This window comes from Pseudomonas asplenii, from assembly GCF_900105475.1.
In the GTDB taxonomy this organism is placed as follows: Bacteria; Pseudomonadota; Gammaproteobacteria; order Pseudomonadales; family Pseudomonadaceae; genus Aquipseudomonas; species Aquipseudomonas asplenii.
Window position 1 is genome coordinate 6,175,693 of the sequence record NZ_LT629777.1, and the last position, 20,269, is coordinate 6,195,961.

Genomic DNA, 20,269 nt, shown 5'->3' on the forward strand with positions numbered 1-20,269 from the left:
GGGCAAGCCCTGCTCCTACAAGGATTCTGCGCAAGCCTCAAGCCTGCGCAGCGGCCCGGGTTATTCGGGCTTCTTGCGGATCCAGTACAGGTAGCTGCCCGCCTCTTCGCGCTGTTCCACCAGTTCATGGTCGAGGAACACGCAGAACTTGGGGATGTCGCGGCGGGTCGACGGGTCGGTGGCGATGACCTTGAGCAGGCCGCCCGGCGGCAGGTCGCGGATATGTTGGTGCAGCATCATCACCGGCTCGGGACAGTTGAGGCCGGTGGCATCGAGGGTGCCATCAACGTTGGGGTCGTGGGGCTGGGTCATGCTTAACTCCTGAAACCAAGCACCCATTGTCGCGCAAACAGCAACCCGACGTCACCTGCCACGGCCTTCGGCCACCGTCACGCGCCGGCTACGCGCCGGATCGTGGTGCCACCACCAGGCGATGGAGGCAATCGGCAACGGCTCGGTGCTCTCATCCAGAGGCCGATCTGCCAGTTCCGCACCCTCTACGCAGATATCACCGTCCAACCCATTGAGAAACACATAACGCGGATTGTTCAAGTGCCACTTGAGCACACCACTGATGTAGTAACTCAGGCGTTCGGCATACGCGCTGATCGCCGGTGTCCCGTACGTCATCAGCTGTTCCTGCAAGCGCATGAACAGACCCTGGACCCGATCGCGCATGCGAACCGCCGAGACGATGGCGTCCTCCACCGAACAGCCCTGTGTCCGCCTGATGACATCGATCAGATTGTGTCCACGCTTGTCACGGCTGCGCATCATTTCCTTGGGGAAAGAGAACAGGTCGTTGTCCCAGGTCGCGAACGTCGCGGCCATTTCCGTCAAGGCCACGACCGGCCGGCTCGCCAACTCGTCCTCACTGATATCGATACGGGCAACCATGTAGCAGAACGGCGGAAAGGTCATGCCGCCACCGCCAAAAAGACGCTGGATGATGTAGTCATTCAATGACGGCTGCAAACTGACGGACTTCCACATCTCAGCCATGAAGTAGGTGCGCATGACCGTGGCGAAACGTGTCGCATGGCACGACAGGCCGTGCGCCTGCAGGCGCAGCCGGATGTCCCGCAAGGCCATCCCGTAGCGGTCCTGCGCATCCATTGGCAACTCGACAGACTCCAGGCTGCGCTGGAGTCGGCTGGTCGTATCGATCAAGGCCCGAGGGTCCTGGCTCTCGGGACCTTCGTCGCACACTTCATCATCGTAGGCGAAGGTCCACATCATGTAGTCGGTACCGACCTGGACCAGTTCATCCGTGCCCTGGGGATAGATCATGCCGCATAACTCGCCGATACCACTGACGGCCAAGCGTTGGCGATGCCGATCATCAACAAACAATCCCCAACGCTCCAGCCAGTTCAGGCAGCGTGGCAACAACAGATCGGTATGGGGGTGGCGCGCGTGGGGAAGTGGGCAGTAGATGGGGGGAAGTCTGATAGGCCGCATCGTCGATGCTCCATTCAACGGAAGTAACAACGCCAGCAGCAAACACCCAGGGCAAATAATTCGTCAACGCTATTAAGGCAATAAGCCAACCGCCAAATCCTTCTGCGCAATATAAGGAATAACCAAAGACGCCTGAAAATCATCGCCTATCTCGAAAAGTTCTATGCCGGGAGCCGCGACGATTATTCAAGTCAAACGAATAACGCTATGCTCGCCGGACAAACACGATGTAGAGAAATGAGCATGAGCACGCCTGCCGCACCGGGCGCTCTCATATCATCCATTGACCTTTGCATTCGTCAGGTGAGTGATCATCTACAGACGGAAATCGATGATCGAGGCGCCATCCATCAGCGTTGTCGCAGCCGGGTACTGGAATCAGTCCTGATGTTGCGCCTTTTAGTTCGATCAGACCGTTATCCGGCAATCCAGGATCGGCTACTCGCGTTTCTGCGGGAGCGCCATCGGGGCGGCGGCAACACCCCACTGGACACACTGTTACTGGACGCCGTCCTGGCAACCCGGGTCATTCCCCCGCAAGCCTTCGTGGACCTGGCGCCCACGCACCTCGGCACGCCGCGCAAACGCTGGATGCTCTCGACCTGCCTGGCCCTGTCGGGCGCCGCGCCCTACCTGGCCGACGCGGACATTGCCGCCATCCATCATCAAAGCCAGGTGTCCTGGGTCGGCATGATGCTCTGTGCGCTCAAGGTGGTGAACGCCTGTGCCAGGCAACGTCAGGTGCTGCTCGAACCCGAGGACCGCCAGTTCCTGGTCGACCAGTTGGAGCATGGCAGCCAACGAGAGCCCTGGGAGGGCAATCTCCTGGCCCATCTCTGGGCCCTGCTCGCCCTGCAGGCCCTCGAACCGGTGCATCCCTTGCTCGACAGCGGCCTCGCCATCCTTCTCGACAAGCGCAACCCGGACGGCGGGCTGCCTTTTATCAGCCACATGACGGTCTACCTGAGCGCCTTCGCCGGCATCGCCCTGGGGAAAACCGAGGGTGCTCCCCAGCGGCTTGAACAGATGGCCGACTATCTCGCCGGGCAGCAGGCACCCGACGGCGGCTGGCCCTACAGCGAGGGCGTGCGCCAGACCGACGTCGATTGCACCTGTTGTGTCATCGACTATCTGGTTTCCCGCGCGGCGCAGCGCCATGCTCAAGTGATCGAGCGTGGCCTGGCCTACCTGTCAGCGCGGGTCAACCCGGACGGCGGTTTTCCCACCTACCTGCGTGAGCAACCGTCGGAAGTGACGATGACCGCCAATGCGCTCATCGCCTTCATTGCGCACTGGCAACGCCATACCGACCTGCTGGTAGCGGCCATCGGCTTTCTATGTCATTCACAACAACCCAGCGGTGCCTTCGAGCGCAGTTGGAGCCTGAGCGAAACCTTCGCCATCTCCCGGGTGCTGACCGCCCTGAAACGAATTCCGGATGGCTGTCCCCACACGCTGCACGGCGCCATCGAGGCGGTGTACGAAAAGGCCACGCGCTACCTGCTGGTGGCCCGTAACCCGGACGGCGGCTGGGGCCACACGCTGGGCGAAGCGAGCGACGTCATCAGTTCGGCCCATGGCCTGTGCGCTGCAGCGCTACTGAACCACGACGGCCTGATGGCGAGCGGCTGGCACTACCTTCAGAGCCGGCAATTGGCGGATGGCCGGTTTCTCTCGATCCCCGACCAGGCAGGCCCGCGCCCCTTTGCCTACGACTTTCCGGTGCTGGCGAATATCTTCGTCTTGAATGCCTTGGGCGAACTGCGCCAGGCCCGTACGGCCGCTAGCCGTTTTTCTTTTTGACATCCAGTCGACGCAGGTGACAGGTCACTTCCTCACGGTCGTGATACAGCTGCTTGCAGCCGATCGCCACCTTGATGCCACGCGCCTTGAAGCCGTCCTCGATACGTTCCAGCAGACGCCGGACCTCGGCATAACGCTGCTTCATCGGCAGCTTGAGGTTGACCACCGCCTCGCGGCAATGGCCCTCGCCGACCCAGCTTTCCAGCATGGCGGCCGTTCGCGCCGGCTTCTCGACGATGTCGCAGACCATCCAGTCCACCGGCTGTTTCGGCTTGTAGGTAAAGCCGTCGGCCATCAGGTGCTGGACCAGCCCGGTGTCCATCAGGCTTTCGGCCATCGGCCCGTTGTCGATGGCGGTCACCAGCATGCCGCGGTTGACCAACTGCCAGGTCCAACCGCCGGGCGCTGCGCCGAGGTCGACGCCGGTCATGTCGCCATGAAGGCGATCTTCCCACTGATCACGGGGAATGAAGTGGTGCCAGGCCTCTTCCAGCTTGAGGGTCGAGCGGCTCGGTGCGTCCTTGGGAAACTTGAGGCGCGGAATGCCCATCGGCCACATCGCCGAATTGCCCGCGTCGGCCATGCCGAGGAACACTTCCCGACCGCTCTTGAAGGTCAGCAGCAACCGTGGCTTGCCGGCGTCCTCCACCAGCTTGCCGGCCTGGAGCAACGCCTTGCGCAACGGCGCCTCGAACTTCTTGCAGAAGTTCGACAATTCCTTGCCGTCGTTGGTATCGAGCACTTCCAGCCAGAGACTGCCGCACACCGGATAGTCCGCCAGGTTTTCCAGAATCACGCTGATCCGGTCGGTTTCCGGCAGCTCGAGGAAGCGGCCACGGGCCCACTGGCGTGGGAAGATCAACTCGGCAAAACGCAGGCCGGCCATCAGCCGGGCGGCACCGGCGGCGTCGCCGCAGACGAATTCGGCGCAGGCGCTGCTCGGCTTGGCCTTGGCATAACCGGGCACGTCGAGGCGCGCGGCATGCTCGGCGATCTCGGAGCAGACCTCGCCTTCGAAGCCTGGCCGGCAATGCATGAAGAGGGTGTTCAATTCGATTCTCCTGGGTGTCGACAGCCACTCGGCAGGAGCCTGTCAAAAACCCGCGCATGATAGCCGAGTTCGGAACCTTGAGCTCGCCCGTGCAGTCCAGTGAAGTAGCCAGATCATCCGAACAGGGCTAGATTCAAGGCTCTGCTTGTACCACCCGGCCCGTGCCGTGCGGGCCTCAAGGAGTCATTTCATGTCATCTCTCGATAGCCTGAAAACCCTGAGAACTCTGCAGGTAGGCGCCAAGACCTACCACTATTTCAGCCTGCCCGAGGCCGCCCGCACACTTGGCGACCTGGACCGGTTGCCGATGTCGCTCAAGGTCCTGCTGGAAAACCTGCTGCGCTGGGAAGACGGCAAGACCGTCACCGACGCCGACCTCAAGGCCCTCGCCGCCTGGCTGCAGACGCGCAGTTCCGAGCGGGAAATCCAGTACCGCCCGGCTCGCGTGCTGATGCAGGACTTCACCGGCGTGCCGGCGGTGGTCGACCTGGCCGCCATGCGTGCCGCCGTGGCCAAGGCCGGCGGCGATCCGCAGCGGATCAACCCGCTGTCGCCGGTCGACCTGGTGATCGACCACTCGGTCATGGTCGACAAGTTCGCCAGCCCTGCCGCTTTCGGCGAAAACGTCGACATCGAAATGCAGCGCAACGGCGAGCGCTATGCCTTCCTGCGCTGGGGCCAGAACGCCTTCGACAACTTCAGCGTGGTGCCGCCGGGGACCGGGATCTGCCATCAGGTCAACCTCGAATACCTCGGCCGCACGGTCTGGACCCGGGACGAGGACGGTCGCACCTACGCCTTCCCCGATACCCTGGTCGGCACCGACTCGCACACCACCATGATCAACGGCCTCGGCGTACTCGGCTGGGGCGTCGGCGGGATCGAGGCGGAAGCGGCGATGCTCGGCCAACCGGTGTCGATGCTGATTCCCGAGGTGATCGGCTTCAAGCTGACCGGCAAACTCAAGGAAGGCATCACCGCCACCGACCTGGTACTGACGGTCACCCAGATGCTGCGCAAGAAGGGCGTGGTCGGCAAATTCGTCGAGTTCTACGGCGACGGCCTGGCTGAGCTGCCCCTGGCGGACCGCGCGACGCTCGCCAACATGGCCCCGGAGTACGGCGCCACCTGCGGTTTCTTCCCGGTCGACGACGTCACCCTGGAGTACCTGCGCCTGTCCGGCCGGCCGGCTGAAACCGTCGATCTGGTCGAGGCCTACAGCAAGACCCAGGGTCTCTGGCGCCTGCCAGGCCAGGAGCCGCTGTTCAGCGACAGCCTGGAGCTGGACATGGGCAACGTCGAAGCCAGCCTGGCCGGGCCCAAGCGCCCGCAGGACCGGGTGCCGCTGCCCAAGGTGGCGCAGGCCTTCGAAGACTTCATCGGCCTGCAGCTCAAGCCGGCCAGCAAGGAGGAAGGCCGCCTGGAAAGCGAAGGCGGCGGTGGCGTGGCGGTCGGCAATGCCGATCTGGTCGGCGAGGCGGACTATCGCTACGAAGGCCAGACCCATCGTCTGAGAAACGGTGCGGTGGTGATCGCCGCCATCACTTCCTGCACCAACACCTCCAACCCCAGCGTGATGATGGCCGCCGGGCTGTTGGCGAAAAAGGCCGTGGAAAAGGGGCTCAAACGCCAGCCCTGGGTCAAGAGTTCCCTGGCCCCGGGCTCCAAGGTGGTCACCGACTACTACGAGGCAGCCGGCCTGACCCGTTACCTCGATGAATTGGGCTTTGCCCTCGTCGGCTATGGCTGTACTACCTGCATTGGCAACTCGGGGCCGCTGCCGGAGCCGATCGAAAAAGCCATCCAGCAGTCGGACCTGACCGTTGCCTCGGTGCTCTCGGGCAACCGCAACTTCGAGGGCCGGGTGCACCCGCTGGTGAAAACCAACTGGCTGGCCTCGCCCCCCCTGGTGGTCGCCTACGCCCTGGCCGGCAGTGTGCGCATCGACCTCAGCCGCGAGCCCCTCGGTACCGGCAGCGATGGCCAGCCGGTGTACCTGCGCGATATATGGCCAAGCTGCCAGGAAATCGCCGACGCCGTGGCCCGGGTCGATACCGAGATGTTTCACAAGGAGTATGCCGAGGTGTTCGCCGGCGACGCCCAGTGGCAGGCCATCGAAGTGCCGCAGGCCGCTACCTATGCCTGGCAACAGGACTCGACCTATATCCAGCACCCACCGTTCTTCGACGAGATCGCCGGCCCGCTGCCGGTGATCGAGGATGTTCGGGATGCCCGGGTACTGGCGTTGCTGGGGGATTCGGTGACCACCGACCACATCTCCCCCGCCGGCAATATCAAGGTCGACAGCCCGGCCGGGCGCTACCTGCGTGAGCAGGGCGTGGAGCCGCGGGACTTCAACTCCTACGGTTCACGGCGCGGCAACCATGAGGTGATGATGCGTGGCACCTTCGCCAATATCCGTATCCGCAACGAAATGCTCGGTGGCGAGGAAGGCGGCAATACCCTGCATGTGCCCTCGGGGGAAAAGCTGGCGATCTACGACGCCGCCATGCGCTACCAGACCGAGGGCACGCCGCTGGTGGTGATCGCCGGCCAGGAGTACGGCACCGGCTCCAGTCGCGACTGGGCAGCCAAGGGGACCAACCTGCTGGGGGTCAAGGCGGTGATCGCCGAGAGTTTCGAACGTATCCACCGTTCCAATCTGGTGGGCATGGGCGTGCTGCCCCTGCAGTTCAAGGCCGGGCAGAACCGCAAGACCCTGCAGCTCACTGGCCGGGAGACCTTGAGCATCGAAGGCCTGGCTGGCGTCGAACTGCAACCGCGAATGAACCTCGACCTGATCATCAGGCATGAAGAGGGTCATTCGCAGAAGATCGAAGTGCTGTGCCGTATCGACACGCTCAACGAAGTTGAATACTTCAAGTCCGGAGGCATTCTGCATTATGTGCTGCGACAACTGATCGCAGGCTGAGGAAAGCGGCGCCTCACGTTGAAAAAACAGTGGTCTGACCATTATTTTTTCATTAGTCAGGCACCCCGGGGTGCGGGTTATGATGACTCGCCCGCCGGGTTTGGCGGGGCTGTCCAACTCGCCAAGGAGCTGCATGTCCATCCTGCCCTGGCCTTATCTGGCCCTGTTGTCCCTGGGTTATGCACTGGCCTTGAGTGTCGGCCAACTGAGCCTGCCGAGCCTGCTCGGTTTCAGCCTCTTGCTGGCAAGCGGCCTGGCCGCCCGGCAAACCCGCAGCCGGGCAGGCCGCTACCTGGGACATGGGCTGTTCGTGCTGGTGGCCGTCGCCCTGGCCCTGCACAGGTTGCCGGGTTTCCACAGCGGCCAGGTGATCAGCGCCATGCGCCTGACCCCGGATGCCATACCGTTCAACCTGTACCTGAATCTCGACAAGCCGCTGATCGGCTTCTGGCTGCTGCTGATCTGCCCCTGGCTGGTCCAGCGCCACTCGCCAGGACGCGTCCTGCTCAGCGCAGCAAGCGCCTGGGTCGCGACCTCGCTGCTCGCCCTGGGCTGCGCCAGTTTACTGGGCATCGTCGGCTGGGCGCCGAAATGGCCTGAGTCCGGTGGATGGTGGCTGCTGAACAACCTCTTGCTGGTGAGCCTGGTCGAGGAAGTGCTGTTCCGTGGTTATATTCAGGGCGGTCTGAGCCGCTGCCTGAAGTCCTTGCCACACGGTGAAACCCTGGCCTTGCTGGGCGCCGCGCTGATTTTCGGGCTCACCCATGTGGGCGCGGGCTGGCAATGGATGCTGCTGGCGACACTGGCCGGGGTCGGCTATGGTCTGGCCTACCGTTTTGGCGGTCTGGCTGCGGCCATCCTGACCCATGTCGCGCTCAATACCGTTCACTTCGTATTTTTCACTTATCCAATGTTGCAATCGTGATATCAAGGATGAAAGTAGCAAGAGGTACAGTTGTTTGATGAAAAGCTCGGCGAGGAGCTGAGCGTGTTAATTCCCAGCGTGTTCGACTCGTATTCAAGGACGAGTGCGGGTACGCAAGAGCCCAATCATGAAACGGTCATGAAAGTCGAAAAAATATTCAACATTTTCACAGTCATGCCGATAACTTGCCATAGCCTTGCGGATTGAAAAACCATGCGTAACAACCAACCCATCACCCAACGCGAACGCACCTTTCCTGCTCAGCAACGGTTGATTTCCACTACCGACGCCAAAGGCGTGATCACCTACTGCAACGACGCTTTCGTCGAAATCAGTGGGTTCTCACGCGAAGAACTGATCCGCGCTCCGCACAATCTGGTGCGGCACCCGGATGTTCCGACAGCGGTGTTTGCGCATATGTGGAACACGCTTAAACAAGGCCTGCCATGGATGGGCATTGTCAAGAATCGCTGCAAGAGCGGTGACCACTACTGGGTCAACGCCTATGTGACCCCCGTCTTCGAAGGCAACCAGGTGGTGGGCTACGAATCGGTGCGGGTCAAGCCCACTGCTGAACAGATCCGCCGTGCCGAAGCGCTCTACCTGCGCATCAACCAGGGCAAGTCGGCGATTCCGCGCAAGGACAAGTGGCTGCCGATGTTACAGGACTGGCTGCCGTTCATACTGGTCAGCCAGGTGAGCTTCCTGATCGGTGCCTGGCTCGATTCCCACTGGGGCTTCGCCCTCGCCGCCGCCGTTTCGGTGCCACTTGGCCTGCTGGGCCTGAGCTGGCAGCAACGCGGCCTCAAGCGCCTGCTACGCCTGGCCGAACAGACCACCTCGGACCCGCTGATCGCCCAGATGTACACCGACAGCCGAGGCGCCCAGGCCCGCCTGGAGATGTCGATCCTCAGCCAGGAAGCACGCCTGAAGACCTGCCTGACCCGTCTGCAGGACACCGCCGAACATCTCAATGCCCAGGCCAGGCAGTCCGACGACCTGGCGCAGAAGAGTTCCGACGGTCTCGACCGTCAGCGTCTGGAAACCGAACAGGTCGCAACCGCCGTCAACCAGATGGCTGCCACCACTCAGGAAGTTGCCAGCCATGTGCAACGTACGGCCGATGCCACCCAGGAAGCCAACCGCCTGACCAGCCGCGGCCGCGATATCGCCGGGGAAACCCGCGACGCCATCGAGCGATTGTCGGTGGTGGTCGGCGAAACCGGCGGTACCGTGACCCAGCTGGCCAAGGACAGCGACGAGATTGGTGGCGTGGTCGATGTGATCAAGGGCATTGCCGACCAGACCAACCTGCTGGCACTGAACGCGGCCATCGAAGCGGCCCGTGCCGGCGAGATGGGCCGTGGTTTCGCGGTGGTGGCCGATGAAGTGCGCCAACTGGCGCAACGCACCAGCGAATCCACCGGGCAGATCCATGCCCTGATCGCCAAGCTGCAACAGACCGCCAATACCGCCGTACAGACCATGGACGCCGGCCATCGCCAGGCCCAGGAAGGCGTGGCGCGTGTGTTGGAAGCGGATGCGGCACTGGTGGGGATCAGCGAAGCGGTCGCCAATATCACCGACATGACCACCCAGATCGCTGCCGCCACCGAAGAGCAGAGTTCGGTGGCCGAGGAGATCAGCCGCAACATCAGCACCATCGCGCAATTGGCCGACCAGACCTCGGAACAGGCGCACAACTCCGCGCAACTGAGCGAGGAACTGACGCACACGGCCCATACGCAGTATTCGCTGGTGGAGCGTTTCAACCGCTGATCGCAAGCCGCGCAGCCGCAAAACCCGGTGCCCGACAGGCCCCGGGTTTTTTATTGCCCGCGACAACACTAAAAACTTCTTTTTTATAAGTAAGAAATTTCTTCGTGAAAATGAACTTACTGCTTACATGGAAAGTACAAAACAAACAAACAGCCAAACTCCTTGACAACACCAGGGAGTTAATATTCGTTGAGTGCTTGGCAAACTAACGCACAGACGGTTAATACCTGCCTCTTGAATGCCTTAGTTGCCAAAAAACCACGGACAGACGTAGAACTTTAAAACAATCAGTAAAGCGTCCAGTCGCGGCCCCTCCCTGACAACACTCAACCCGATAAAAGGAGTATCCTCATGAAGGACTTGGCGATTCAAATCCCATGCCCCTTACTACAAGCCCCACTCGTTGAAACGGCGGCTCCCGAAGACGGACTCTTGCCAGCAACCGATCTGGACCAGCCCCTGCGCGTGACGATCAACCCGTGGCGCGAAGTCAGCACTACGCAAACCTGCCAGTTGATCTGGAACGGCATCCCGGTCGGTACTCCGACCCCAGTCTCGGCTCATCAAACAGACACTCCACTGACCTTGCTACTGCCGGGTGAAATGCTCTCTGGCGAGGGTAAAAACGAGCTTTGCTACAGGGTCCATGACACGCTCGGCGAACACTCGATCGACTCCCCCATCACGCCCATTCTTATCGATCGCACACCACCCGGCGGCGAACTTCTTGCGGCGCTTATACTGCCGTGTATCACGACCCGGGGTTTAACCTCCAGCGAACTGACGGAACTGGGCAATCAACTGACCGCGATTGTCCCCGGCTACTTCGATATGCAATGGGGCGATGTCATAGACACTTACTGGGGTGAACAGGTCGGCCCCACCTATACAGTCCAGGCCGATGAACCGGGCAGCGACAAAGTACGGATCAGCGTCGAACGCAGTTTCCTCGAACAACTGGGCAACGGCGAGTACACCGTCAGCTACCGCATTCGCGATCGGGCCGGCAATGTCTCGATACGCTCGCAACCGGCGATCCTCAGATTGCACCTGCAACAGTTGCCCGCCAGGCTTTGCGCCCCTGTCGCCCTGAAGATCGACAATGGCCAGGTTCACGACCTTCAGGCACGGCTTGGGGTGAAGATCGCCGTGCCCACCTATGGCCACGTCGCGCCTGGCGACGAAATCCGCGTGTTCTGGAACGGCGAGCCCGTCGCCGGCAAGCGGGTGATCAGCCATCATGAACGGAACAAGCCGTTGTTACTGAATGTCCGGGTGAGCTACCTGTGCATCTCCCGTCATGGCGATGGCCCGGCCCGGGTCAGCTACCAGGTATGCCGCAACGGTGAAACCTTCACCTCCCCGGACCTGCGGCTCGAGGTTTTTCTGCAACTGCCCGGCCCCCAGGACCCGACGCCGCAAACGCTGGTCAACGAAGCCTTGGCGGCCCCCGTGATCAGAGGCAAGCAACCCAATGCCCGGGCACTGGACAACTACCTCGATGAAGACAATGCGCAACGCAGCGCCGACGTGATCATCGCCTGGCGCGATGCGTTCCAGGCCGGCGACCGGATCAACCTGTTCTGGGGCCGATCGCCACAACCGCTGCTGCGCTCCATCACCCGACAGGACGTCGACAGCCGCTGCGACCTGGTGATCAACGTGCCGAACAGCCTGATCGTCGAACAGGGCTGCGGGGTGGATATCCGCGTGCACTACACTGTGACCCGCGAGGGCAACCCGAACACCTCCTATTCGCCCAAACAGTCGGTCGCGGTAATCTTCCAGATGCAACTGCCGGGCGGCACGCAGGGGCTGCTGGAGCCGGTGTTCAGCGACGCCAGCGTGCTCAACGTGGTCGATCCGCGCAAGGACCCGGAAGGGACCGTGGTGCACGTGGCGCCCTACCGCAACATGCAGATGGGTGATCGCATCGTCCTGCGGTTCTGCGGCTTCGATGCACTGACCGGCGGCAATACCATCGAGCGGGCGACGTTCACCAGCGAACGTCTGGTCAGCGCGCGCGACCTGCGCTACGGCTGCCGTTTCCGGGTGCCGCTGGCCCGCCTGATGGCCGTCGAGCACGGTCGTGGCCGGGCCCATTACGAGGTCAGCAACAGCCTGGGCCACGTCACCTCGCTACCGGCCGACGTCTACATCTCGTCACGCGCTCCGGTTGCGGTGCGCTGATCCGCGCCCATGAAAAAACCCTCGACGAAGACTCGTCGAGGGCTTGCCGATCGTCAACGCTGGCACCCGCCATCAAAAGCCGTAGCGCAGCCCGACGTTAACCCCCCAGGGCTGCTCGATGTGTTCGCCCTTCATGTAGTCGAAGTGGGCATGCAACTGCAGATTCTTCGACAACGCAGCGGACACACCGGCCCCAAGCTCGGCGCGGGTGCCGAACAGGCTGTTGTCAAACGCGGCATCATTGACCTTCACGGTATTGCCACTGCGGGAAAACTCATGGACCACAGCCGCCCGCAGGTAAGGCTGCAACAAGCCGCCATCGGCCAGTTCCAGGTTGCGCCCCAGCGTCGCACCGGCCTTGCCGAGCATCGACAGGGTGTGATCGTTTTGCGCCGACAGGCCATTGTCCAGGGTGTAACGATCACCCTTGACCACAACCGTCGACCATTGGGCATAGGGCTCGATGAACACATCCTGCGATAAAACGATGTGTTTACCGAACTCCAGCGAACCGCCATAGGCGATATTGTCATAACTGCCCTTGGCCTTGACGCCATTGGTCATCGCCACATCCGCCTGGTTACGGAAGCGGTTCACCTTGACCAGCCCGTCGAGGTAGTAGCCGTCATCCCTCAACCAGGTCCCGTAGGCACCAATGTAACCACTGCCGACCTTGCCAGCGGTGCCACGGCTCAGGCTCAGATCGGATTCGCTATGCCCGGCCAGTACCCCGACCAGCAGTTGTCCATCGCGCACCGGCACCGGCACGTCGAACCCGAGGGACAGCCCGCGCTGACGCTGCTTGTAGCCGAACCCGGCATCCGCCGTCACGTTGTACTGGCTGCCATAGCCGCGTATCCAGCCGCCCCCTGCACCGCTGGTGCGGATTTCGCCGAGGCGGCTGCGCAGGGTCGCCAGCTCACCGTACCAGACGGTCGGCCCGACACTGAACAGGCCCAGGGCAGCCTGGGTCGAAGGACTGATGGTTTTGCCGGAGCCGACGATAAACCAGTCGTCGCCCTGCCGTTCCAACTGGTAGGAATAGACGCCCAGATCGATACTGCCGCCGACCACCTCGAAGAGCGCATCGCCGCCTTCGGTATGCACCACCTGCAGCGGAGTGATCTCGGGTGAGTCGGGTTCCTGGCCGGTGTTCTCGACATCGAGCAGGAACCTGCCGTTGGCCTCACCCTCGACATTCAGCAGATCGCCGGTGCCGCCCAGCAGATTGACCTGCATGTTGAACAGCCCCGTACCGGACAATTCGCCCAGCGACAGGGTATGGAACTGCCCGGCCGATCCCAGGGTTACGCTGCCGCCGCCCAGCGACAGGGAGTTGAGTTCGGCATCGGCGACCATCGTCCAGTTCGCGCTACTGTTGATGGCGACGCTGTGGGTATTGACCAGGTTGCCGGTGAGCTGGGCATTGTTCTGCAGGGTGACATCCAGGGTACTGCTACCGTCGGCGATCAGGTCCCCCGTCAAGACCGAATTGCCGACGGTGAAGCCGACCGTGCTGTTTTCCCTGACATCCAGCAACGTGCCGTTGCCGGACAACAGGTTGGAGCCGTTCTGGACCACGATGTCGGCCCTGGACCCGTCGACGATGCGGATGGCCGGCCCGCTCAAGCCTTCCAGCGTCGAATGGTCCAGCACCACCTCGGTCGAGCTATCGATCGGGGGCGAACCGGGGCCGCTGGTGTCACCGATGATATGCAGACCAACCGACTCCCCGCGTGCGTAGCTGCCGTTGGTCATCTGCAAGGCACTCCCCGCCAGCCGGATGGCCTCGCCATCATTGCCGGCACCGGCCACGGCGGTGACGCTGGAATGGTTCAGCGAGAGTTGTCCCAACGGCGAGACAATCGCTCCGATACCCATGCCGGACACGCTGCTGTCCTGCAGACTCGCCGAGGAACTCAACGGCGAGCCGCCATTCATCAGCGTAGAGACCTGCAATGCCCGGCCGGTGGGATTGTTGATGGTGCCGTTGACGATGGTGGCCCGGCCATGGGTCAGCTCCAACCCACCGTTCACCGTTCCATTGTTGATCTGGACGTCGGAAACCCCGCGGGCATTTCCCCTGACACTCACCGACTGGGTCACCGCCCCATCGAAAATCTGCAAAAGACCACGATCCATCACCGACCAGGACTCAACCGGACTGGAGGCATTCAGGGTTTCAATCCGATTGCTGACAGTGCCGGTGATGGCATTGCCGTTATCGATCTGAACCGCCTGGACCTGAAGGCTCAGCGTTGCACCACAGGATAATCCTATGACCTTCAATCCGGTTTTATGGATAAGCCCTGTGCTCATTCGCTTTTGGTACAACATACATTTCCCTCGCCTGAGTGTTAAGGGAATCATTTTGCGGAGCACTCATTAGTGTTAACACGAAACATCTCCGCAGCACTGACAAGGTGATTCCTTTAATCCAATAAAAAATTTCCTACAGAATACTTACAGATTAAACATTGTTGTTTTTATCAAGAAAGCCATTGACACCCCAGACAAAAGCCGATTACTTCAAAACCAGATAAAGAACTGAAGTTTCTTTATCGCCATAACTTATTAAAAGTGGATTCCATTGTCGACCCATTCATTATTCATGAACAGCAGACACTCGTCCGTAAAAACACTTATAAGGAACTTTAATATGTGCAACCTGAAGACTCATATCAGCCTGGGACTGACCGGCTACCACAGGACTCAACTCGACAGATACCCGCCACCCGACGTGCCGCTGGCCCTGATAGATGGTTTGTTGCCGATCACCGCTTTGAACGCGCCGCTGGATATCACCTTTCCCTTACCCCCCGATGCCGGGTTGCATTATTCCTATCGACTATTATGGGAAGGCGAGGAAATATCGGAAGACTGGAAAGATATCACCAAGGAAGACTTGGAGAACCCGACCCGACACTTGCGCCTGCAGGTTCCGCAGGACTATCTGGAGGAAAAACGAGATCCGCTCAACCCCACGGACAAGAAGTACCGGGTGGGCTACGAGATCAAGAACAACGATAACGGCCTCAAGGAACCGTCTTTCGATTACCTGCTGGAAATCGACCAGACTTCCCCGGGCCTGCCACACCATGGCCCGATGATCTTTCCCCGCGAAGTGGAAGGCGGCCTGACCTCTGCGGAGTTGGCCGCACTGGGCAACAAACTGGACGTGTTGGTGACCAGCTACAGCACCATGGCCGATGGTGATGTCATCCAGACCTGGTGGGGGCCTGTCGAAGGCCCGAGCATTCCGGTGCAATGGTCCGATGTGGAAAACGAGCGCGTCACCCTGTCCTTCAGTCGCGCCTTCCTTGAGCAGGTCGAGGCGCAGATCGGCAGCAGCGAAGCCGCGATCACCTACTTCATCACCGACCGCGCGCTGAACATTTCGCCACGCTCCGAGCCAGCCTATGTCAGGTTGCTGCTGGCCGACATCCCGGACGACCTGCCAGCGCCGCTGGTTGCCCAGGCCGATGACGGCCTGATCGATTACCAGGACGCGAAGTCCGGTGTCACCGTCGGTATTCCCCACTATGACGGGGCCCTGGCGGGTGATCGGATCCGGCTGTTCTGGGGTGCCGACAATCCGTTACCGGAGCTGGAACTGCGTCCAGGCGACGAAAACAATGACCCGGTGCTCGAGCCCATCCTGCAGTTCGACGTGATCAATCTGATTCCGGAAGGCCGGGTCGACGTCCGCTACGAGGTCTATCGCCAGGGCGACCTGGTAGGCAGCTCGCTGATCAAGCCGGTGGACGTGTTCCTGACCTTGCCCGTCGCCGAAGACAACCTGCGACCCCTGACCCTACAGGGCACCAGCGGCAACCCGAACGTCGATGACAACGTCATCGACCCGGATGACTACGAGCTCGAGGCCCGCGCCCTCTTCCGCTGGGTGACCGGTCTGCGGGCCGGCGACTGGCTCAATCTGCACTGGGGGGAGCAGGAGGTTGCGCAGTGGTATGAAATCAAACAGTCCGACTTCGACGCCGGCGTGGACTTCACCATCGCGATCGCCAACGCGATTCTCAAGGCCCAGGGCACCGGAGCGGCCATTCCCGTGCGCTACAGCGTCACCCGTGTCGGCAACCCGAACACGGTCATGGCCCCCGTGCAGAACGTGGCGGTGCGCTCCCGGCAGGAACAACCCGGTGGAGAAGCCGGCCCGCAGGCACCCCGCTTCACCCGGACCACCCCTGGCGGTGTCGTGGGCCCCATCGAGAACCCCGATGGCACGCCGTTGCATGTCGACCCGTACGACAACATCAAGGCCGGTCATACGGTCCACCTGACCTTTGACGGTTATGACCGCAACAACAACCCGATCCCGGGCACCCACCATATCGACCAGCGCGAGCTGGACCAGTGGGACATCGTCAACGGCTACAGCTTCCAGATACCGGCCACGGTATTGCGCACGCTGTGCGTGGGCCGCGCTGAAGCCACGTTCCGCGTCGAACCCAAGCCGGAGCACAACCAGGAACCGGCCACGTCCGCCGTGGCTCACGTGCGCGTCGACATGAGCCGCCCCGGATTCGGCTGCCAGTAACCGCCGGCTCCTGGGCCGCTGCGGCCCGGGCTTGTCTTGCACAGCCACTCGTCAACCACACGCGGCAGGTCTGAGCGACCTGCCCGCGCCTACCGTCCAGCCAGGCTGGACTGGGGATGAAATGACATGAACCACTCATTGGAAAACGAAAACCGCCGTACCCTCGAACCGGCCCTGGAAAAACCCAGGGTCGAATCCGCCCTTGACGACGGTGAAGGGCTGCTTCCCATCGCCGTCCTCAACGCCCCGGTTCCCGTGACCTTCGACGTCTGGGACAACCCCAGTACCAACGAAACCTATCAGTTGCTCTGGAACCGGGTGCCCCTGGGAACGCCGACCCCGATTGAAGACGACGATGCCCCCGGCGATCGGCTGACACTCTGGCTTCCCATCGACGTGTTGACCCAAGGCCAGTACCAATTGGCCTACCGGGTGCGCAATACCGACAACAACAGTACGACCGAGTCGTTCCCCACGCCGATTGAAATCGACACCACCGCGCCCGGTTTCCCGACCCTCGCCCCGCTGGAGTTTCCCATCGAGGTCCGCGATGGCCTGACCCGCGAGGAACTGACGCAACTGGGCGACGTACTGCCGGGCACTGTCCACGGCTACACCGGTTTCGACCTCGGCGACCGGATCAGGACGTTCTGGGGCGCGACCGAGGGCCCTGGGGGGCAGGTCGACGAGGACGACATGGCGGCGCGCAAGGTCATCATCGAGTTTCCCCGGACCTTTCTCGAATCGCTGGGCGACTTCAACGGCCCGGTGCACTACACCGTCACCGATCGCGCCGGCAACCTCTCCCAGGACTCGACCGCAACCGATGTCCTGCTGTTGCTGAACGAACCGGTGACCGACCTGCCGGCGCCGATCATCGTCGGCTATGCCGAGCCCATCGACCATGAGCAGGCACAAGCCGGCATCGAAGTCTCGATTCCCACTTCGGACCTGGTCGATGCAGACGACCGGATCCTGCTGCACTGGGGCACTGTCGAGCTGGGCCCGTTCGCCGCCGAATCCTTCGGCCAACCGATCATCCTGCGCATCGACGCGAACTTCGAAACCATCGAGCGGGCCGGAGACGGTGATATCCGCCTGCGCTATGACCTCAGCCGCGAAGGCCGTGTCATCGGTTACTCGCTACCGCTGGATATCGTCGTCCGGGCTCGGCTGCCGGTGCCTGGCGCGCTGCGGCAACCGCGCATTCGCGGCGCCTCGCCGGATGCCGTCGACAACCTGATCGACGAAAATGACTTCGAGCGTGACGCCAGCGCCCTCATTGCCTGGAACCCCGGCTTCGTCGAAGGGCAGCAATTGCAGTTGTACTGGGGCGGACAACCGATGTTCGAACCGCCTTACGTCATCAGCAACGGTGACATCAGCGCTGGCCGCGAGCTGAACCGTCCCGTACCCAACAGCCGCTTCCGGCCGATTGGCACCGGAACCGATATCCGGGTCCGCTACAGCGTCACCCAGGCCGGCAACCCGAATACCTCCCGGTCGGCCGAGCAAGGCATCATCGTTCGCTCCCGCGAGGAACTGCCCGGCGGCCCGGCCGGACCGCAGGCCCCGGTGTTCACCGAGCTGAACGAGCATGGCGCGATCAACCCGGTCAATGGCCGCGACGGCGCACCCGTCCACATCGCGCCGTATCTCAATATCCGCGAGGGCGATGTGATCCATTTCCTCTACGAGGGCTTCGACCGACTGATTGGCGGGGACAAGAAGCACGAATGGCAGCACACCTCCGAACCACTGACGGCGCAACAGGAACGCGAGGGCTACAACCTGCGCGTCCCCAAGACGGCGCTGGACAGCCATTGCTATGGCCACGCCGAAGCCAGCTTCAGCGTCGACAGCGTCAGCGGCATCGGCCGTTCGAAACGCCAGAGCGTCTATGTGGATATGCGCGTAAGCGGTATCTGCCCGCCAGGCGCCTGAGCCGCCCTTCCCCTCCCTTTTCTGGAGACTTCAACATGTCCGGGAACCTCAAACCGCGCAACCTCGATCAACCGCTGATTCTCAGCGCCCATCCCGCCGGCGTCGGCGCCATCGACGTGGAGAATCCGGCCAGGCCGCTGCCCGTACTGGTCGGCCCCCTGAACCTCAAGCCCGGCGATCATATCGACCTGTACTGGGGCGATGCCGATGCCCCCCTCAGCCACTACGAACATCCCGAGGACGAACCGCCGATCAATGATTTCGTGACACTGACGGTGGACGTCGGCGACATCCGATCCGCCCCGGAACCGGTGCCGGTGTGGTATCGCTTCACGCCCTTTCCGGGGGGCACCTCACAGGACTCCGATATCACGCGCCTGCGGGTGAAACTGGAAGCACCCGGCGGCATCGATATCGATCCGGCGACCCCCTACGAGAACGAAGCCCTGCCGGCACCACCGGTGCAGCCGCCGGGGGTGATCGTCAGCGCACAGGGGGTCAGGGTGATCGTCCCGCCTTACCCGCATATGAGCGAAGGTGATCGGGTCCGCATCAGTTGGGGCCGCTTGAGGCTCGACCATCCGCCCCTGGACAGCACCGACCTGGAGCGGCAAGTGGTCATTGCGATCCCGGCCAGCCTGGTCGAATCAGCCGGCAACTCGAGCGCCCTGCCGGTGCGCTACGAAATCCATGACCGGGTCGGCAACTGGTCGAAACATTCGCCTGCCAACCCGGTCGTGGTCAGCCTCGGCTCGTCTTGAGCCGTACCGGGCCGGGCGTCGGGCCAGGGGCTGGTCAGCCGGCCTGCCGGGCGATGAACTCGCGCACCTGCCGCGCCGCCGTATCCAGATGCTGTTCATGGCTGAAACCGCTGGACTTGAGCGGTTTGAGATCGTGATCGGCGGCGGGCAGCCAGCAAAGTTCGATCCGTGGTGAAAGCGCATAGTCCACCACCGTTTGCCGATTGCCCAGGGCATCACGCTCGCCCTGGACGATCAGGGTCGGCGTGGCGATATCGGCCAGGTGTGCCACCCGGGGTTTCTCCGGTTTGCCAGCGGCATAGAAGGGATAACCCAGGCAGACCAGGCCGCGAGCGCCGAGTTCGTCGGCCAGCAGACTGGCCATGCGCCCGCCCATCGACTTGCCACCGATGAACAGCGGGCCACGGGCCTGTTGCCGGACCGCCTCGAAGACTTCGCGCCAGCACTCCAGCAGCCTGGCTTGCGGGTTCGGCGGGCGCTTGCCGCCGTCCAGACGCCGCTGGGCCATGTAGGGGAATTCGAAGCGCAGGACCCGAATGCCCAGCACCGCCAGGCGAGCGGCCATGTGGTTCATGAAATCGCTGTCCATCGGCGCACCGGCACCATGGGCCAGGATCAGCGTCGGCGCCGATTCGTCGGTGTCCGCGGTGTCGTGAAGCCAGTCCTGCTGTCGTGCTGCTGCCTGTCCGTCCATCCCACTCCTCACTGTTCAACTCACTCGCCCCGATGGGGCCGGCTCATTCACTAGATATGTAACGCCCCCTCCCGGGGGATTTTTCGAGAATGACGGCACACCTTCTGAAGACTCAGAAGCCTCGGGCCGCCGCCCCTGGGCACGGCCACCCGCCTTCCCTTTCCAAACGGG

The 20,269-nt window shown here is 62.2% G+C and carries 13 protein-coding genes; 8 read left to right on the plus strand and 5 right to left on the minus strand.

Annotation, left to right across the window (positions count from 1 at the left end; genetic code table 11):
- Positions 1 to 60: 60 nt before the first annotated feature.
- Together tusA and BLU37_RS27215 are read right to left on the minus strand one after the other, a co-directional pair.
- The gene (gene tusA, locus BLU37_RS27210; RefSeq protein ID WP_019363002.1) at positions 61 to 312 is read right to left on the minus strand and encodes a sulfurtransferase TusA; all 252 of its coding nucleotides are present in this window, start codon (positions 310 to 312) and stop codon (positions 61 to 63) included.
- Between the two features lie 51 nt (positions 313 to 363).
- A complete protein-coding gene (locus BLU37_RS27215) occupies positions 364 to 1,461 on the minus strand; it encodes a terpene synthase family protein (protein ID WP_232000427.1) in 1,098 nt (365 codons plus the stop codon).
- Positions 1,462 to 1,848: 387 nt separating this feature from the next.
- Here BLU37_RS27215 and BLU37_RS30155 point away from each other — a divergent pair, with 387 nt between their 5' ends.
- On the plus strand, positions 1,849 to 3,264 hold the full coding sequence (locus BLU37_RS30155; RefSeq protein ID WP_090210522.1) for a prenyltransferase/squalene oxidase repeat-containing protein: 1,416 nt from the start codon (positions 1,849 to 1,851) through the stop codon (positions 3,262 to 3,264).
- On the opposite strand, the gene rlmM is transcribed toward BLU37_RS30155, so the two are convergent.
- Positions 3,245 to 4,315 carry a 23S rRNA (cytidine(2498)-2'-O)-methyltransferase RlmM gene (gene rlmM, locus BLU37_RS27225; protein WP_010446934.1) on the minus strand — a complete coding sequence of 357 codons (1,071 nt, stop codon included), beginning with the start codon at positions 4,313 to 4,315 and terminating at the stop codon, positions 3,245 to 3,247. The genes BLU37_RS30155 and rlmM overlap by 20 nt on opposite strands.
- A 190-nt stretch (positions 4,316 to 4,505) precedes the next feature.
- Here rlmM and acnA point away from each other — a divergent pair, with 190 nt between their 5' ends.
- The 4 genes from acnA to BLU37_RS27245 all read left to right on the plus strand — a co-directional run bounded on the left by acnA (position 4,506) and on the right by BLU37_RS27245 (position 12,141).
- On the plus strand, positions 4,506 to 7,247 hold the full coding sequence (acnA, locus tag BLU37_RS27230) for an aconitate hydratase AcnA (RefSeq protein ID WP_090210524.1): 2,742 nt from the start codon (positions 4,506 to 4,508) through the stop codon (positions 7,245 to 7,247).
- Positions 7,248 to 7,380: 133 nt separating this feature from the next.
- Positions 7,381 to 8,172, plus strand: coding sequence for a CPBP family intramembrane glutamic endopeptidase (locus BLU37_RS27235; RefSeq protein ID WP_090210526.1), 792 nt, complete (start codon positions 7,381 to 7,383; stop codon positions 8,170 to 8,172).
- Between the two features lie 213 nt (positions 8,173 to 8,385).
- Positions 8,386 to 9,951, plus strand: coding sequence for a methyl-accepting chemotaxis protein (locus BLU37_RS27240; protein ID WP_010446940.1), 1,566 nt, complete (start codon positions 8,386 to 8,388; stop codon positions 9,949 to 9,951).
- A 432-nt stretch (positions 9,952 to 10,383) separates the two neighbouring features.
- The gene (locus tag BLU37_RS27245) at positions 10,384 to 12,141 is read left to right on the plus strand and encodes a hypothetical protein (RefSeq protein WP_232000428.1); all 1,758 of its coding nucleotides are present in this window, start codon (positions 10,384 to 10,386) and stop codon (positions 12,139 to 12,141) included.
- A gap of 72 nt (positions 12,142 to 12,213) precedes the next feature.
- Here the strand turns inward: BLU37_RS27245 and BLU37_RS27250 are convergent, their stop codons facing one another.
- Entirely contained in the window at positions 12,214 to 14,460 is a 2,247-nt protein-coding gene (locus tag BLU37_RS27250; RefSeq protein ID WP_232000430.1) for an autotransporter outer membrane beta-barrel domain-containing protein, read from the minus strand.
- Positions 14,461 to 14,800: 340 nt separating this feature from the next.
- Between BLU37_RS27250 and BLU37_RS27255 the strand changes: the two genes are divergently transcribed.
- The 3 genes from BLU37_RS27255 (at position 14,801) to BLU37_RS27265 (ending at position 19,404) form a co-directional block, all read left to right on the plus strand.
- Positions 14,801 to 16,699, plus strand: coding sequence for a hypothetical protein (locus tag BLU37_RS27255; RefSeq protein WP_090210532.1), 1,899 nt, complete (start codon positions 14,801 to 14,803; stop codon positions 16,697 to 16,699).
- A 126-nt stretch (positions 16,700 to 16,825) separates the two neighbouring features.
- The gene (locus BLU37_RS27260; protein ID WP_090210533.1) at positions 16,826 to 18,643 is read left to right on the plus strand and encodes an addiction module component; all 1,818 of its coding nucleotides are present in this window, start codon (positions 16,826 to 16,828) and stop codon (positions 18,641 to 18,643) included.
- Between the two features lie 35 nt (positions 18,644 to 18,678).
- Positions 18,679 to 19,404, plus strand: a complete 726-nt coding sequence (locus BLU37_RS27265) for a hypothetical protein (RefSeq protein ID WP_090210535.1) — start codon at positions 18,679 to 18,681, stop codon at positions 19,402 to 19,404.
- 34 nt (positions 19,405 to 19,438) lie between these two features.
- Here BLU37_RS27265 and BLU37_RS27270 read toward each other — a convergent pair whose 3' ends face one another.
- The gene (locus tag BLU37_RS27270; protein WP_090210537.1) at positions 19,439 to 20,098 is read right to left on the minus strand and encodes an alpha/beta family hydrolase; all 660 of its coding nucleotides are present in this window, start codon (positions 20,096 to 20,098) and stop codon (positions 19,439 to 19,441) included.
- Positions 20,099 to 20,269 lie beyond the last annotated feature (171 nt).